Genomic DNA, 1884 nt, shown 5'->3' with positions numbered 1-1884 from the left:
GACGGCCTTGCCGACCGCGTACCCGATGAAGCCCGCGATGGACGCGCCGAACGTGAAGAACGCGGCGGCGGCTGCGGCGATCGCGCCCGCCAGCAGCGAGCCCAGGAACTGGGCGATCATGTCGCGGACGATGTCGCGCAGCACCTGCACGAGCACCCCGCAGACGGCGACGATCTTCGCCTTCTGCTCGACCGCGTTGGCCAGCGAGTCGAGCTCCTCGCCGAGCTCGGCCATGCTCGCCTTGAACGCCTCCTGGGACTGCCCGCTCCACTCCTGCGGCTGCGCCAGGGTGTTGCGGTGCGTCTCGGCCAGCACCCGCATCTCCACCGCGTTGGCCTTGGTGGCCGCCACGTTGGCGTTGACGTCGTCCGGGTCGCCCACGAGCTGGTCGAGCGGTTCCCGCAGGAACGTGACGTGCTCGATGAGCCAGCCGATGCCCGCGCCCAGGATCGTCCCGAACGGGTCGACGGCCAGCAGCGCCGTCGAGGACGCGGCGCCGATGGCCGCGAAGGTCACGTCGAGCACCCTCTCCGCCTCGGTCTCGGCGTCCTCGCCGATGGAATCGATCATCTCGTCCCAGGACGAGATGAACAGGGAGCCTGTGAACGCGTTCTCCTCGGTGATCTCCATCCCGGGAGGTGATTCCACGGCCATGCAGGGACCTTCTTCACTGTGCGCGTCGACGAATGACCGGGCTCGACGGATGTCGGCAGGGTGCCCGGCGATTTGTCGAACATTATCAGCGGATGAACTTGAGTCAACGGGCAAGTTAACCGAAACGCGGTGCACCGGACCGGACTTCTGTCCTGATGCGACGTTGATCACCCCGTTGACGAGGGGTTCCGAGCGCGGTCGGCGCTCGGCGTCCGTCCATCCTGAACGGACGAAGCCCAGGTGTCGACCCCTGACCGCGTTTTCCACTGTGGAGCGGAGCATTCCAACGCCCCTATCACAGGACGGTTGCGGAGCGCGGCGAACGCGGTCCACCGGCGCGTCGGGAAGGGAACCGAAGGCACTGGCGCGGCCGATCACGGCCTGGTAACCGGAACCCCTCAGCGCGGTTCCCGGCCGCGCGCGGGGCTTTCCGGACGATTCCCCGGATGCCTCCGGGGTCAGCCCCGGCCGAAGAGCGCGAAGAGGGCGTAGCGCCGGTAGGTGACCCGCCGGAACGCCTCGGCCGCCGCGCGGCTCTCCCGCACGCCCAGTTCGGCGGTCTCCACCCGCACGGCGCTCTCCCTGACCGCCCGGTCGTGCTCGACCCGCTTCCGAGCGGCGTCCGCGCGCTCGCGGGTGAGCCGCTCCAGCAGCGCCGCGTGCTCGGCCCGGTGCCGGTCCTTGAGCAGCACCACGGCCCGCTCGCGCTCGGCGATCGCGGAGGAGTGCTCGGCGTCCAGCTTGGCGCTCTCGGCGGCGAAGCGGGCCTTCAGCGCGCCGCGCTCGGCCGGGCCCAGCTGCACCGGCTCACTCGCCTTGGCCTGCTTGAGCAGGGTGAGGCGCCACCGCTCGACCCGGCCCGCCTTGACCTCGCCGATGCCGGGCACGCGCACCGCGCCGCCACCGGCCAGCCGGAACAGCACGACCGACTCCTGGCCGGGGTTGCGCACCACGCCGGTGAAGTCGGCGGCGGTGCGGATGCCCGAGTCGGCGAGCTTGGCGGTGAGCGCCTCGCCGATGCCCTCGATGCCCGCGCCCTTGAGCGGGAACCGGGCCAGGTGGTGCAGCACGTGCGCCTTCTTGGCCTGCGCCAGGAGCTTCTCCTCCGCGTCGCGGGTCTTGCGGGCGAGCGCCTGCTTGGCGCGCTCGGTCTCCACGACGAGCCGGGCGGTGTCCGCCTGCCGCTCCGCGACCTCCCGCTTGTGCCGGTCGGCCAGCTCGCGCTGCTCG

General features: G+C 71.3%; 2 protein-coding genes. Both read right to left on the bottom strand.

Going from position 1 to position 1884, the window contains the following annotated elements:
* The coding region (locus tag ACTUAL_RS01735; protein ID WP_440899026.1) for a WXG100 family type VII secretion target at positions 1-648 on the bottom strand (648 nt) is incomplete at its 3' end.
* A 464-nt stretch (positions 649-1112) separates the two neighbouring features.
* Positions 1113-1884: hypothetical protein (locus tag ACTUAL_RS01730; protein WP_440899025.1), on the bottom strand; the 772-nt coding region annotated here is incomplete at its 5' end.

The organism is Actinosynnema sp. (assembly GCF_052038725.1).
The sequence above is the reverse complement of the archived record's forward strand: the minus strand, read 5'-3'. Positions and strand labels throughout refer to the sequence as shown.